This window comes from bacterium SCSIO 12741, from assembly GCA_024398055.1.
In the GTDB taxonomy this organism is placed as follows: domain Bacteria; phylum Bacteroidota; class Bacteroidia; order Flavobacteriales_G; family Salibacteraceae; genus SCSIO-12741.
Genome location: CP073749.1, coordinates 4,448,480 through 4,462,569, shown reverse-complemented (window position 1 = coordinate 4,462,569; position 14,090 = coordinate 4,448,480). Strand labels below are relative to the sequence as shown.

The window sequence follows — 14,090 nt, the reverse complement described above, 5'->3', positions numbered from 1 at the left end:
CAAAGGCTAAATGGCCATTTTAAACTCTGAGGTCTTATGGAATTCGAGGTCCGGATAGTTTTCTCTTGCTTTTTCCAGCATCCAGGCTGAGGGCGCTAAAAATACGTAATTTCCATCTTTGTCAGTCGCAATCTCTGTTGACTTCACCCGAATAAATTGATCCAATTGAGGCTGATTATCAGTGGTGATCCAGCAGGCCATGTGAAAAGACAGCGGTTTGAAATCGACGGTGGCGCCATATTCATTTTTTAAACGGTACTGAATCACCTCAAACTGGAGGTTTCCAACCGTTCCAATGATTTTGATATTACCCGGTTGACGGGTAAATAATTGAGCCACTCCTTCCTCGGTCAATTGTTGCAGTCCTTTTTCCAATTGCTTGGTCTTCATCGGATCCTTGTTAATCACTTCCCTAAAAATTTCAGGAGAGAAACTTGGAATTCCTTTGTAAGACATCGTTTCACCTTCGGTGAGGGTATCGCCAATTTTGAAGTTCCCCGTATCGTACAATCCGATTACGTCGCCCGGGTAGGCCTGTTCAATGATTTCCTTGGACTGAGCCATAAAGGAGGCCGGGTTGGCAAACTTTAATTTCTTGTTTAAGCGAACGTGATGGAGGAATTTGTTTCGCTGGAAAGTTCCAGATACAACTCGTAAGAAAGCAATTCGATCCCGGTGATTGGGGTCGATGTTGGCGTGAATCTTAAATACAAAGCCAGAAAATTTGCCTTCGGTTGCCTGAACTTCACGAAGATTGGTTTCGCGTCCCTGAGGGAAAGGGGCGATATCGCAGAAGGTGTCGAGCATTTCTTGAATACCAAAGTTGTTCAATGCTGATCCAAAAAACACAGGAGCAACAGCGCCAGCCTGGTAATCTTCTTTGTTGAATTCGTCATATACGCCGTCGATCAACTCTACGTTTTCACGTAATATTTCGGCGTCTTCCTCTCCAACATATTTATCCAAAACAGGGTCGGAAAGGTTCTCAATGGAAATACTGTCTTCGCTTACCTTGGTTTTTTCTGTCCCATCAAATAGGTTGAGCGAGTTGTCGTATAACTTGTAGACTCCTTTAAAATCCTGGCCTCCGTTAATTGGCCAACTGAGGGGTCTTACTTTGATGTTTAACTTTTCTTCCAGCTCATCCAACAGGTCAAATGGGTCCTGACCCGGGCGGTCCATTTTGTTGATGAAAACGATCACCGGAGTATTTCGCATGCGGCAAACTTCCATCAATCGTTCGGTTTGTTCCTCAACGCCCTTTACGCAGTCAATCACCAGGATTACACTATCCACAGCAGTTAGTGTTCGGTAGGTGTCTTCAGCAAAGTCTTTGTGACCTGGGGTATCCAGAATGTTGATCAACAGATTGCGGTAGGGGAAGGTCATAACCGAGGTCGCTACCGAAATCCCCCTTTGTTTTTCAATCTCCATGAAATCCGAAGCGGCGGTTTTCTTGATCTTGTTCGACTTAACGGCACCGGCCACCTGAATGGCTCCTCCAAACAGAAGGAACTTCTCGGTCAAAGTAGTTTTACCTGCATCCGGGTGGGAAATAATGGCAAATGTTTTCCTGCGGTTTATCTCTTCAGTTAACTTCATGGACGTCAAAAATGGCTGCAAATATACAATTCGCCTCGGTAAAAGGGTCAGGGAAGAGGGTAGGAGAATTACCGTTAAATGGGATCAACGATTCACGTTACAACCAAAAAAAACGGCCTTAGAAAACTAAGGCCGCTTCGGGGGCAGAAATGGTTTTACGACATGAATCACTGCTTCATGATTTTTCTGATTTCTACACCATCCGTAAAATCCACGCGCAAAACGTAGGTTCCTGGTTCTAAAGATGAGGTATTCAATAGATACCCACCGTTTTGCTGTACAGTCGGAGAGTTGATAACCCTGCCCTCAATAGATATCAGCTGTACTCGAGTAACTCCATCCGATTCAACATGAAGTTGATCCTTTACCGGATTAGGGTAAACATGAATGGATCGTTTGTCCGCCAATTCGGATATTCCCACAGTTTCGGTCAAATCGTTAAGGTTGATGGTAAAGGCTTTCTCAAAGAATTTCTGATCTGGATTGGTTACCCGAATGCGAACGCTCAGTTGAGGTTTGGTTTCAAAGTCAAGTCCTGGTAAGGCCATAAGGTTAGCTCCGTTTAGGGTAAACTGGGCGTTGTCAGTGTCACCGGCACCAGCTACGAGACTGTAGGTGAATTGGGATGTGTGTTTGCAATCCTCAACGGTAAGATTTCCTACCGTCACCTGTTGGGTGTTGTTTTCATCGATGGTGTCATTAGACAATTCCATGGCGTATGGGGCCGAGGAGATTGAGTATTCCACCAGAAAAACGTTAGCATGATTGCTTGCTGGGCTATTGTTGGATTCATCCAAGGTATCTGAATCGAAAATTATTCCTCCACCAAAGTTTCCAGCAACCAGCAAGTTTCCATTGGCCTTAAAGGCCACTCGTGAACCTCGGCTAAAGGCGTCGTTAGAATTTCCTTTGGAGCCCTTTAACCAGATAACCTCACCAGAGGAGTTTAACAGAAGTACAAAGGATGTTCGCTTACTGGAGGTTGAATTGGAAGTAATATTAGCGGCTCCAACCTTAAGCTGATCCACATAGGCACCGGTTACGGCTACATTTCCACAATCGTTTATGGCTATTCCCTGAATAAAGGATTCAGCTCCTTCAAACTCTGTTAACCACTTGAGTTGGCCCTTCTGGTTGATACAAAGAACGAAAGCTCCCCATCCTGTAGTTGCGTTGACTAAGGTTTTACCTCCATATTTAAGGGTATCCTTAAAATGGCCACCAATTAATACGTTGTCACCTGAAATGGCAATGGTTGCGGCTCTTACTGTTCCACCTCCTATCGAAATTGCCGTGTCTTCAGATAGGTTTAGGCTTCGTCGAAGAATAAGGCCATTGGTTTTGTCGGCATTGGGTAAGGAGTCGAATACTCCACCATATTGACCAACACCCCATACTCTGCTTTGATCGTCTATAGCTACATTAGTGATGTACAAGTGATCGGAAGCCGAAAAATCTCTCATTATGTTCTTACTCCCGGCCATGGTAACTAGGCTCGAAGTTCTAATGGTGTTGCTGTAGTCAACTCCGCTCACTACATTGGCACCGCTTGAACTTACGGCGATGGAGTTTAAAACAAAATCCTTTGCTTTTTGAAATTGCTCAGTGGATTGTCCGCTAAAGTCTGTATTCAAAGACATTGCATAACCTTTTTGATAGCCTCCGTTTAACTTATGACCTCCAACGGCAATGATCTTGTTTTGTGCTTTATTGTAGGCAATGCCTAACATTTGCCCAAAGGTTTGGCTGGGAAAATCTTTATGCGTCGTGTATTGGTTTTGAGCGTTGTATTTGGCACAAATAACTTGGTGAAAATTGTTGTTGTAGTAGGAGTTCTTGTTAGCAATCTTCACTAATGGGTTGTTGTTTTTTTGAGAGAATGTAGCCAGGAGATATGCATTGTCATCTTTGTCTACACACAGGCCAACTCGGTTCAATTGGCAATCGCCATACATGGCATGCGTAGAGAGAACCGTCTGACTTTTAAGAGAGCCACCGGAAAGCAGTATTCCCGAAGCTAAGAGAGTAAAAATCTGATTTTTCATGTCGTAATAATTTGACGACAAGAATCCGAACAACTCTTTGGTTAAAGAGCTGCTAACCCATGAAAGTCCCGTTTGAACCCATGAGGCTAAACCAAGGTGGTATTAAGCTTGACCGGCTATCTTCTGGAGAAGTTCTTCGCGTTTGTCCTTGCTTACCGTTGCCGTACAATCTCCGGTTAGTAGGAGGTAGCCACCACTTTCTCGTACAAATTGATGGATTTCGTTTAGGTTAATGATATAGGAACGATGGCAGCGGTAAAAGGTGTTTTGGGAAAGCAAATCTTCCAACTCACCGAGTTTTTTGGAAATCACCAATCGTTCTCCGGTAACAGTGAAAATCTCCGTGTAGGATCCATCCGCTTTTAAACACACCAGCTCTTTTTCTTTCTTAAACAGAAACCCATTGGCCACGGGTAGGGCAATTCGTTTGTCTGATGGAGTAGGGCTGGGTTTTATATACTCCTGCAAAATAGACAACTGTTCGCTACGCATTTGTTGGGAAACGGCCGTTCTGCAGCGTTCAACCACAGCTTTTAATTCTTGAATTTGAACCGGTTTTAGAAGGTAACCCAAGGCCGCTTGCTTAAAGGCTTTAATCGCATACTGGTCATAGGCAGTTACAAAGACAGTATGGAATTCAACCGGATTTACGTAATCGAAAAGCTTAAACCCAGATTCTACGGGCATATCAATGTCCAGGAAAACGACATCCGGCTTTTCTTGTTTCAGCAACTGCAGTGCTTCCTGCACGCTTTCTGCCTGCCCAACGATGGTTACAGGGTCGCAATAATCACTCAATAAAGTGGCTAAAGTTCTTCTTGCTTTGGGTTCATCATCGATAATCAGTGCTTTAAGTGCAGTCATGATAGTCTTAGTGGTTCTTTTTAATGGTGATTATTACCTCGGTACCTTCATTGTTCGGGCCGATTTGAGTTAAAATATGGTAGGAGGAGGAAGTATTCTTGTTAACCAAATCTACTCGTTTGCTATTGGCCATGGTGGCAAAGGGTTTATGACTTCTCCCATCCCTTTTTTTGATTTCCTCCGACCGAGCATGGCCAATTCCGTTATCAACTATGTGAATATCAATCCCATTTTGGATTTTCTCCACAATAATCTGAAGTTGCTTGGAGCCTTTTTTGTGAAACAATCCGTGCTTAATTGCATTTTCCACATAGGGTTGGAGAAATAGGGGAGGTAGAAAAGTGGCATTCTGATCAATGTCCTTGTCTACCACTAATTCGTAATCAAAAGCGGGTTCGAACCGAAGCGCTTCGAGTTGAATATATACAGATAGGTTTTCCAATTCCCGGGCCAGGGTTATTTCCTTTTCCTGGCTCATTTCCAAGGTGTTTCTTACGAGGTCGGCAAATTTGCCCAGGTATAGATTGGCCAACTCTTTCTCATTTTGAAGAATATAGTCTTGGATGGAATTCAGGGCATTGAATATAAAGTGCGGATTCATCTGCGATTTGATGGCCTCCAGCTTCAAATCGGTGACGGATTGCTTGAGTTTTTCTTGCTCCAGTTCTTTTAAGACGCTTTGTTTTCTCCTATTCAATATATAGGAAACCAAAATTGCGGTCATTGCCATAGATAAAAGGATGAGCCCAGAAACAAACCACCAGGTACTCCAAAAAGGGACTTGAATCACCAGATTCTTCTTCCATACTGGTGAATCTAATAGAGAAGAGTTAACCACCCTTACCTGGAGTTGATAGTCTCCCGGAGACAGTGACGAGAATTCTACATTCTGATTCGGGGATATGGATTTCCAACCGGCATGGGCACCCCATAATCGGTATTCAAGTTTCTGTTTTCGATTGGCTTTAAAGGAAAGAGCGGCAAAGGCAAAGCTTAGGTTGTTTTGATCATAAGCTAAATGCAAGTCGCTCGAATCGATAGGATGAGGCTGGTTGTTGACAGTAATCCTCTTAATCTGAATCAAGGAATGTACTGAGGGCGGGTAGGAATTGGAAAGGTTTTTTTGGAAAAGGCCTAAGTTAGAACCAATCCATAAGGTGTTCTCGATTTTGGCCAGCGCGTATATTTCACCGAGCGACATTCCGCCCCAGTCAGCTAGAGGACTCAGCGATTTCAAGGATTCATCAAATCGGTATACTCCATCATCTCCTGCCAGGAAGCAAGTGTTGGAATCGCCTATACAAAAGGTATGGATATCGAACTGGTTGGAATCGATAAGAGTGGTTAAGTTCCATTGATTCTCTTTCAGCTCCAATTTTAGAAACTGATTGGTAAAAGTGAGAACAAGGAAGCGATCGTCGTTTGAAATTCTTTCAAACTGCTTGACAATGATAGGTTTACCTTGCCACTGAATGTCTTGCGCAGAATCGCTGGCCAGATTCGAATACCAGGATAGCTTATCGTCGTAGGCCACCAAGGCTCTCCTTTCATCCAGCAGTTCGGCCTTTAGGGATCGGCGCACTCGTAGCCTCCTCCAATTATCTTTAGTTCGATTCTTTACATCGGCAAACAGGTAGGCGCCCATGGCTGAAGCAAAAAGTGTTTTTTCTCCGTAGAGTGAAATGTCTTTTAAAATCAGATGGGGAACTTCGTGTGGGATATGAGTGGAATCGCCAAATTGAAAAATACTTACTCCATTTTCAATGGCATAAAGCAAGTTTTTGTTCTGGTCGAGTTCCAAATCTCGCACATCTTCCACCCCCTCAGCCAGGTACGATTGTACTGAGTTCTGATTTAAGTGGACTATTTTTCCATTATTTCCTCCGATGAGAATTCCTGTCTCCAAAGGTTTTAGTAAAGTAACCCGTTGCATACCTACTGGCGAAAATGCATTCCAATGAGTAAGGCCAATATCAGGAACCACGAATACTCCGTTTCTCAGAGTGGTTAACCAGAGGTTATTTTCCCGGTCAAACAGAAGATTAGATAAGAATACATCCTGGAAATAATGGTTGCGAACCACCAGGGAATCTCCAACAATATCGCATTGAAATAGCCCATTTTTACTGGTGATGTAGAGAAGTCCATCCGGACCATAGGATACATGGGTGGCGGCTATGGGTTGGTCATAATTGGCCAGATTGAGTTCTTGGTATTCTAAATCGGTGTTAAACAGACCAAACTTTTTAAGAGGGACTTGATGCCATAGGAAAAATTGATCTTTTTGGATGGAGCTCCCTACATTGAAATTTGGCGCCCAAATCAGGGATTTATTGCTGTTGGCCGACTTTTTTTTCTCCAATCCAGAGACGACAATCTGATCGCTGGAATCACGTATGGGAAAATAATAGAATCGGCCTCGTCCGACAAGATCGTAAACTAACTTCAGTTGTGTTTCATTCCCCAAACTTGCCCCATAGAGTTTGGTGCTGTTCAAGTAAAAAATGGAGTCAGATTTAAAGGTAAAGTCCTTTATCTCCACGTATTCACCTTGGTAGACGGGTTTGATCCACTTGAGCTGATCGTCTTGAACCTGAAAAACGGCTCCTGAAAAGTTTCGGCACCAAATTCGACCCAAGGAGTCTTGTTTGATATAGGAAACATCTCGGTTAAAAGGTCCATTGGAGGTAATGGATTGGAATTGGATGCCATCGTATTTGCAGAGGCCATGCTCGGTCCCAAACCAGATCATTCCTGAATGATCCTGCATCACGTCATACACCGTCATGGCCGGGAGACCATGTTCTGTGGTCAGTTTCCAATGAGCTGGATTCTGTCCAAAGCTTTGAATAGGAAGAAGGAAAAGGAATACGTACAGACAAACGGACTTCACACCATCAAATACCAATCTCACCTAACAAACCTAATTTTTTAGGTTCAGTTTTGAGCATCTCACTCAAAATAAAGAAGATCAAAAGATGATTTAGGCAGAAATGGTTTGGCGCTTTTCCAGCCTGGCAAAGGATACGATTTGACGGATGATTCCGGCATCTTTAAGAATTCGGTTGTGGCCCAAACCATCTGAAAGTGAACTTTTGGCGTGAGGTAGTACCTCTTGTAGTTTTTCCAAATGGCGTATACTCACCTCTTTGTCTTTCAAGTCGTGAAAAAGTAGGGTAGGAATGGCAGGAGCAAGGGGAGCATTTACATAAGCTCCAAAGGATTCAAAACTGCGATCCACCAAATTCTCTACGTGGTCTTCCAAGGCCTTACCGGTGCGGGCCGAAGCATTTATGCGTACCAGGTATTCCTGAATGATTTGGGCAGGAATAGATGGGGTACTAATGGAAACCATTTTACCTACTTCCAGTCCTTCTACACGGGCATACCAAGAGGCAGCTCCTCCCAATGAATGGGCGATAAGCAAGTGAATGAAGCCCAGTTCTTGTTGAATTTTGAGCAGGGCATCCTTAAATAGAATGATGTTACTTTCTTTTCCCGTCGATCGTCCATGACCGGGAGCATCAAAAGTGACCACCTGATATCCTTCTTCAAGCAGAGGAGCAATCATTTCTCTAAACTGCAGTCCTCTTCCAGACCAGCCGTGCATCAGTAAGGCAACAGGAGCATCTTTGGCCCCCACTGGTAGATCTGTATTTCATCCTCATTTACCTGAAGCCGGGTCCACCTGGCATCGGCCGCTCGTTGTTCCTCGGGTTGAGGAGGCTTAAATCGAAAAGGCGTGAAAAATAGTTTGGTAGCCCATTTACCCGCCAAGGAAGGACTAACCGCTTCCAACACGGGGAAAATGCGTTGAATAATGCGCTGGACCAGTGGAGTTTTCCTTTTCTTTTTCATGAAATGAGGTAATTGTTAAGGTAGTTTCTCATTTGATTTGCAGCCCGGTCCATGTAACTCAGATCGTCGTTTACCCTTGAAATCATCAAGGCCCCTTCTAAGGTGGACACCAAAAACAGAGCAAAGTCAGATGAATCAAAATCGGTGCGTATGGCACCACTTTCGCGTCCTTCTTCAATTTTTATCTCGACATAGCGAAGAAGCATATTCACCGCTTCACGAGCTTTTTGACGTAATTCAGGATGTGAATCGGTGGCGTCATTGGCTGTATTGAATATGGGGCAGCCTCCTTTAACAACTGGGTTTGAGGCAAAGCTTTCGAAAACAGCAATGATAGAGTAGAGCTTATCTGCCGGGGTATTATCCTTGTCCAATCGATTGCGAAACCGCATGATGACTTCCTGAAAAGAGTAGTCAAACGCAGCTAAAGCGATTTCGTCCTTGTTTTTAAAATGATTGTAGATTCCCCCCTTCCTGAGCTGTGTAGCTGCCATAATATCGCTTAGCGAACATCCATGGTAGCCATAGATATTAAACAGCTCTGCTGAGCGTTCAATAATGTCTTGTCGAGTGTGTTCTCCTTTTTTCATTTCAGACCGATCGGTCGCAAATTTAAGAAATATTATTAGAACAAACCGAACGGTCTCCAAAAATTGTTGGCTAGCTAACATAATGACTCTGGAATGTGATTTAGTTTTGGCCTAAACTTCGAAACAATGAAACAAATCATATCCCTTTTTACTGTTGCCTTCCTAATGGGAGCTGCTTTTATTAATCCTATCAACGCTCAAGACAAGTCGGAAAGAAAAAGTCCACCTATGACCACCAACGCTACCGTAGGTGGAGTCAATGTAACGATCAACTACAGCTCACCTGCTGTGAAAGGTCGCACCGTTTGGGGAGATTTGGTTCCTTATGACAAGGTATGGAGAACCGGAGCCAACGAAGCCACGACTTTCGAAATTGACAAAAACTTGATGGTAGAGGGTAAGAAGCTGCCAAAAGGAAAGTACAGTTTGTTTACTATTCCAGGAGAAAAACAATGGGTGATCATCTTTAATGCTCAGCCGGATCAATGGGGAGCCTACAAGTACAAAGAAAAGGAGGACGTATTACGCGTAACCGTTCGTCCTGTTCCATCTGCTGTACAAGTGGAAAATCTGGCCATCGAAATTGAAGATGGCATGTTGGTGATCAAGTGGGACAACTTGATGATTCCTGCTCGGGTTAGCGCAAAGTAGGAATTACCAAAAGTTTATTCCGAAGGAGATTAGGAGTCTGAGCATTAACAGTCTCGCTGCCTTGATCGAGTTCCCTTCCTGACGGGTTTGAATACTCGTTTCAGAAAAAAAATATTTCCCTTAGCGGGAGGAAAACCGTTTGTGCCTGATCAAACGTACCTATCCTTCTCAATTGGGGTGCAATATAAAATCTATGATAGATCGAATTGTTAAATCGTTTTCGGGATCCGTCCTGATTTTGCTGGCTCTATTCTTTCTTCAATCTTGTCAGGGTGACGGGGGAGAAGATACGAAGGATAACTACCTGGAGTTGAAACCCGAGCTGATTGAAGAGCCCGTGGAAAACCCTAAGGAGATCCCAGTATTGGTAGAAAAGAGCATTGAATACTATGGAGGAGAAGCCTTCGAAAATTTCTCTTTCGGATTTCATTTTAGGGATAAATGGTATTCCATCAGTGAAGAGAAGGGTGTGTTTAAGTACATCCGAAGTTTTGTGAATGAAGACGGCGAAAAAATAGAGGATGAGCTCAGTAATACCGGGTTTTCAAGAAATCTAAATGGTAATCCGGTTGAGTTGGATGCTCAAAAGCAAGCAGCTTACACGGCCTCTGTCAATTCTGTGGCCTACTTCATGTTGCTTCCTTATCGTTTAACAGATCGAGCCACCCAGTTCAAACCCTTGGGGCCTGATACGCTAAAAGGAGTGGTTTACGAACGAATGGGTGTCACTTTCGCTCAAGAGGGTGGAGGAGAGGATCACCAGGATAAATTCATGTTTTGGATAAACCCTGAAAACTACCGCATGGATTATTTGGCGTACAGCTACGAAACCAATGGCGGAGGTATACGCTTTAGGGAAGCGATCAAGCAGCATCACTTATCCAATGGTATGATCCTACAGGATTACCTGAATTTCAAATGCGAAGATTTGACCTTACCTCTGGAGAACTTGGGACGAGAGTTTGAAAAGGGAAATTTGAAAGAAGTATCAAGAATTGAGGCAGCCAGTATTCGGGTAATCTACTAATCGTGGTAGCGAAGTAGATTCACACTGCCTGTTTCATTCTTAAGTGCATTCTGGTTATCGTCTCTGTAAGTTACCTTCCAGATGTATTGTCCTGAAGTACATTTTTCACCATTACGAATGTTGGTGCCATCCCATCCTTCTTCAATGTCAACACTTTGGTAAACAATGTTGTTCCAGCGATCTACAATGGTAATAGAGAAGGTGCGGATTCCATTTTTTACAATGTAGAAAATGTCGTTGTCGCCATCTCCGTTAGGAGTAAAGGCACTGGGTACAAAGAAGGGAGAGCCACAATCAACCACTCGCATGTGTTGGCGGTTGAAACAGCCGTAATCACCGGTTAATTCTACGTAATAGTTTCCAGCTTTGTGAAGGGTGTACTGCTTCTCTTCAGAATCGTCCTGCCACTTCATTTCATAATCGAAAGAGCTGAAATCAAAGTCCATGTAATCGTTGCAAAGCAGGGTGTCTACCGGAAGTGGTACACGGGGTAGTGGTACGCTGTAAACATGAATAGTATCCCTGGAAACACCACAATTGTTACTGGCTTTAACATGATAATCACCTTCTGAATTCACGTCAATCTTATCCTGATAGAGATTATCCATCCAAACCACACTGGTTCCTTCAGGATATTGATTGATAAGTTCAGCTTTTAGTCGGATCTCATCGCCTTGACAAAGATGAATATCGGGTTGTTTGAGCAGAACTGGGGTATAGGTGCTTTCAACCGAAATGTGGTCGGTAAATGAACCACACTGATTTGTTACGGTAACGCTGTAAATTCCGGTTTCAGTTATGCGAATTCCAGGGTTTTTGATTCCCGAATTCCATTCGTAATCTGGGTTGTTGGGGAATGTCAAGTACAGATCGAGCGGTTCTCCATCACAGATGGTCGTATCGACTCCTAAATTAATCTTCAAGTCGCGGTCAATAGAAACAACTACGGTATCAGAAGATGAGCCACATACGTTTTCAGCTTTAGCCCAATATTTTCCAGGTTTAGTCACTTTTATTTCGTTGGATCGAATACCCGTATTCCATAGCATATCGCAAGGATGTGTATTTATGGTAAGAAAGATATCCTGATCCTCACATGCTGTGAAATCCGGAGGAAGATTAACTACCGGTGATTCTAAACCAATTACTTCAATGGTGTCTCTAACGGTACCGCAGCTTTTGGTAGCTTGGATCCAATAGGTACCAGGTTTGTTTATCGTGAGATGGGAGTTTTGGCTGTTATCACTCCAGGAAATGGTGGCTCCTGTAATCAGGGGAGGGTAAAGGGTAATGCTACTTCCTTTACACAGAATAGTATCGGCTCCAAGATTAACATTAACCGTGGTGTCGAAGGTGATGAAAACACTATCCAGGGTGTTTCCGCAAATATTGCTGGCTTCTGCAATTACCCAGCCTGTTTTCGAAGGCATGAATGTACTGTCAGTCGTTCCATCTTGCCAGCGGTAGCTGGAACGCGATGCACTGGCATTGAGTAATAGTGATTGTCCTTGACAAAGAGTAGTATCACGTCCAAGGTCGAAAACGGGTTCATTTTCCGAGGTAATTCGGATATTGTCGTAGCTCATGCCACAGAGATTTTTTACCCGGGCGGTGTACACACCAGGTTTGGTCACTGCAAATTGGGCATTTCTGGAACCATCTTGCCAATAGTAGCTGGCAGCAGTATCCGATACATCAAAGATCAAAGTATCTCCTACGCATAAGAAGGAATCCGGACCGAGACTAACCGTTTTCCGAAGGAGTTTTGTGATTTGGATGGTGTCTTTATCTATTCCACATTGGTTGGTGGCCTCTACCCAGTATTGCCCTTGGGCCATAACGGGAATGGATTGAGATTGTGAACCATTAGACCATTTTAAGTCGTAATCGGCCGTATTTCTCACAGTAACCCCAAGAACTGCGGAAGTGCACAATATGGTGTCATTACCCAAGTCCACATCTGGAGCAGAGTGAACGGTTAGGTAACCAACCACCAAATCGGTGATAGGATCTTCCTTGTAGGTGTAATAAATCTTAGCGGTGATTTTGTACTGACCCGGAAGTTTGTAGTTATGAGAATCGGCTTTGTTTTTCGACTGGTTTTTACCCATGCTCATCAAATCTCCGTAGTCATATACGATGGAGTCGATAGAAGCCGTGTCTTTCAGGGAAATGGTGGTGTAGGCTCCGGCACATGCCAAACCAATTTCGAAAAGTGAGGAATCAAAGTAGTGGGGGAGGAATGCAGGAAGTCCCATTTCACTTCGTGTTTGATGACGAAGTTGGAAACCGTTAGGGTTAAAACCACAGGCTGCACCCAAATTAGTGGGTTGGTGAATAACACCTAAAACACTTTTACGTGGTGGGTTAATGGAGCGGGCTACGTAAATTTTGCCATCCGGAGCCAATTGCATCTGGCGATAGTTTCCGTCCTTGTTCTGATCTATTCGAATAACCGATGGATTTCCAGATGGGGTATAAAGTTCATATTGGTCAATCCAGTTTTTACTGGAAACATAGAGTATTCGCGAGTCTTGTGAGAACTCCGCTCCATAAACCGCTCCGGTAGAATTCTTGGGATAGGTGTATTGTCCTCTTTCATTAATGGCACCAATGGCTCCATTAAAATCAAAAATCATTAGGTGGCTATGGGTAAGTGAGGTGGAGGCGATGAGCTTGCCATCAGGTGAAGCTTTAAGACATCCCATGTGGCCAACCTTTACATTTGCCGGGCGGTTGTTGAGCAGGTTAACCGTTGGGTTTTGAGAAACTCCGTTACCATTAACCAGGTAAGCGTAGATGGTCCAATCATCATTGTCCTGCAGCAATACCCAAAAATCGCGACCATTAATATGGCGGATGGCAGTGAGTTTGTCGGCAACCTTGAAATTGGATATCGGTGTGTTTTTGTTACTGGCTATCACATCACCCATTCCTTGGTTAAGGGTCATGTCGACGATCGAGTAACAAGCTTTTTTATTGGATTTTTCAGGAACGGTAAAAATGTAGTACCTGCTCGAACCAGCCGGATCAGGAACAATTAAAGCTGATTGGGCAGCCGAGGAGTGCCCCTTAAGACCTATTCCATTTGGCATCCGCTGATGGCGTCTGTCCCATACCTGAACACCATCGGTGTAAAAAAGAAGCTGACCAGATTTTTTATCGGAAATGGAAGCGCAACCTTCAACCGTGCTCATCGCACTACCTGTGACGCTTACCGGTGAAGAAATAGTAGAGAAATCGATACCTGCATTTTGGCCAAAGAACCACCAGTTAGCCTCCTTTTGTGCAAAGAGGTTACTACACCCGAAGAGTGTCAATAATACAAAGCAACTACGCCAATTCAAGTTGGATCAAATTTCCCTCCATAAAAATAGGAAAATTGACCCGAACAGGCAGAAGGTGTACCGACAAAAACGTAGCAGGGTTGGCTGAAATGAACTTTAATTGGAC

General features: G+C 43.7%; 10 protein-coding genes. 2 read left to right on the top strand and 8 right to left on the bottom strand.

The window, feature by feature from the left end; translation table 11 throughout:
- Positions 1–6: 6 nt before the first annotated feature.
- The 7 genes from KFE98_18990 to KFE98_18960 all read right to left on the bottom strand — a co-directional run bounded on the left by KFE98_18990 (position 7) and on the right by KFE98_18960 (position 8,959).
- Complete coding sequence (locus tag KFE98_18990) at positions 7–1,602, bottom strand: peptide chain release factor 3 (GenBank protein UTW62071.1); 1,596 nt, start codon at positions 1,600–1,602, stop codon at positions 7–9.
- 167 nt (positions 1,603–1,769) lie between these two features.
- Entirely contained in the window at positions 1,770–3,647 is a 1,878-nt protein-coding gene (locus KFE98_18985; protein UTW62070.1) for a T9SS type A sorting domain-containing protein, read from the bottom strand.
- Positions 3,648–3,749: 102 nt separating this feature from the next.
- A complete protein-coding gene (locus KFE98_18980) occupies positions 3,750–4,511 on the bottom strand; it encodes a response regulator transcription factor (protein UTW62069.1) in 762 nt (253 codons plus the stop codon).
- Positions 4,512–4,518: 7 nt separating this feature from the next.
- Positions 4,519–7,425 (bottom strand): histidine kinase, encoded by a 2,907-nt coding sequence (locus KFE98_18975; protein ID UTW62068.1) that lies wholly within the window; start codon positions 7,423–7,425, stop codon positions 4,519–4,521.
- Positions 7,426–7,494: 69 nt separating this feature from the next.
- Positions 7,495–8,154 (bottom strand): alpha/beta fold hydrolase, encoded by a 660-nt coding sequence (locus KFE98_18970; GenBank protein ID UTW62067.1) that lies wholly within the window; start codon positions 8,152–8,154, stop codon positions 7,495–7,497.
- Positions 8,121–8,369, bottom strand: coding sequence for a hypothetical protein (locus KFE98_18965; GenBank protein ID UTW62066.1), 249 nt, complete (start codon positions 8,367–8,369; stop codon positions 8,121–8,123). The genes KFE98_18970 and KFE98_18965 overlap by 34 nt, the downstream gene beginning before the upstream one ends.
- Positions 8,366–8,959: a TetR/AcrR family transcriptional regulator gene (locus KFE98_18960; GenBank protein ID UTW62065.1), complete on the bottom strand. Its 594-nt coding sequence runs from the start codon at positions 8,957–8,959 to the stop codon at positions 8,366–8,368. The genes KFE98_18965 and KFE98_18960 overlap by 4 nt, the downstream gene beginning before the upstream one ends.
- A 126-nt stretch (positions 8,960–9,085) precedes the next feature.
- On the opposite strand from KFE98_18960, the gene KFE98_18955 reads away from it, so the two are divergent.
- Positions 9,086–9,610 (top strand): DUF2911 domain-containing protein, encoded by a 525-nt coding sequence (locus tag KFE98_18955; protein UTW62064.1) that lies wholly within the window; start codon positions 9,086–9,088, stop codon positions 9,608–9,610.
- Positions 9,611–9,803: 193 nt separating this feature from the next.
- Positions 9,804–10,637, top strand: coding sequence for a hypothetical protein (locus KFE98_18950; protein ID UTW62063.1), 834 nt, complete (start codon positions 9,804–9,806; stop codon positions 10,635–10,637).
- Here KFE98_18950 and KFE98_18945 read toward each other — a convergent pair.
- Complete coding sequence (locus tag KFE98_18945) at positions 10,634–13,984, bottom strand: gliding motility-associated C-terminal domain-containing protein (GenBank protein UTW62062.1); 3,351 nt, start codon at positions 13,982–13,984, stop codon at positions 10,634–10,636. The genes KFE98_18950 and KFE98_18945 overlap by 4 nt on opposite strands.
- Positions 13,985–14,090 lie beyond the last annotated feature (106 nt).